This is a genomic window from Mesorhizobium sp. M2A.F.Ca.ET.039.01.1.1 (assembly GCF_003998035.1).
Classification (GTDB): Bacteria; Pseudomonadota; Alphaproteobacteria; order Rhizobiales; family Rhizobiaceae; genus Mesorhizobium.
Genome location: NZ_RZRY01001153.1, coordinates 1 through 1,337, shown reverse-complemented (window position 1 = coordinate 1,337; position 1,337 = coordinate 1). Strand labels below are relative to the sequence as shown.

2 protein-coding genes are annotated in these 1,337 nt (G+C 64.8%); both read left to right on the top strand.

Annotated features, from left to right (window positions below; genetic code table 11):
* On the top strand, positions 1-835 hold an 835-nt coding region (locus tag EOA24_RS38115; protein WP_133374917.1), incomplete at its 5' end, for a Xaa-Pro peptidase family protein.
* Positions 836-890: 55 nt separating this feature from the next.
* The coding region (locus EOA24_RS38110; RefSeq protein WP_127410836.1) for a hypothetical protein at positions 891-1,337 on the top strand (447 nt) is incomplete at its 3' end.

Here is a 1,337-nt window from a genome sequence, read left to right as displayed (position 1 = left end):
CTATAACGGCCGCCGCCTAGACGAGCAGTTGCAGACCTTCGGCCAGATCGCCGATGCCTCCGGCATCGTCGGCCGGGCTCTTGAACAGGCGCAGCCGGCCGACGATGCCGGAGGCATCGTCGGCCGGCTGCGCCTGTTCAAGAGCCCGGCCGAGATCGCCAAGGCGGAAAAGGCCGCCAATCTTTCCGACGACGCGCTCGATGCCGCCCTGCCGCTGATCAAGCAGGGTGGTGACGAAGGGCTGATCCTCGCCGCCATGCAGGGCGCTGTCTTTGCCGGCGGCGGCGACTATCCGGCCAACGAATACATCATCGGCTCAGGCGCCGATGCCCTGCTCTGCCGCTACAAGGCCGGCCGCCGCAAGCTTACCAAGAACGACCAGCTGACGCTTGAATGGGCCGGCGTGTTCCACCACTATCATGCCCCAATGATGCGCACCATTTTGACGGGCAAGGTGTCGAAGCGCCATCAGGAATTGTTCGACGCTTCCCGAGCCGCGCTGCTCGCGGTCGAAAAGGCGCTGACGCCGGGCAACACCTTCGGCGATGTCTTCGACGCGCATGCCCGCACGCTCGAAGCGCACAATCTGACCAAGCACCGGCTGAACGCCTGCGGCTACTCGGTCGGCGCCCGCTTCACGCCATCCTGGATGGACATGCCGATGTTCTACCAAGGCAATCCGGAGCCGATCGCGCCCAATATGACGCTATTCGCGCATATGATCATCATGGACTCCGAGACCGAGACGGCCATGACGCTCGGCCGCACCTACCTCACCACGGAATCGGCGCCGAAGCCGCTGTCGCGCCATGATCTCGACTTGATCGTGCAGTGAATCCATAATGGTTGGTTCACGCGGGGGCGTTCGCCACTAGGGAGTTTTCAAGCAAATGAGACGATCGCGGATGACGACCGTGTCATTGCTTGCAGCGCTGGCGCTCGGCGCCTGCACCAACGCCAAGGACGTGCTCGAACCTTCGGCCATCACTCCGCCGGCGAGCTCGGCCCAGTCCTCGGCCGCCCCGCAGGGCACATCGACGACGGCCACAACCCCGACCACGACCGCGCCTGCCCCTTCTCCCGCGCCTTCCATCACAGCGTCACCCAGGACATCGGCCCAGACCGCTGCCCTGGCCAAGACACGGTTGCAGGTGGCGCCGATCGTCGGCGCATCGGTGGACGCGGCGGCACCGTTGACGGCGGAACTGCAGACCCGCGCCAAGCAACGCGGCTTGACGCTTGTCGGCAGCACCGACCAGACGGCGACGCATGTGCTGAAAGGCTATTTCTCGACGATGTCCGAGGGCAAGGACACCACCGTCATCTATGTCTGGGAC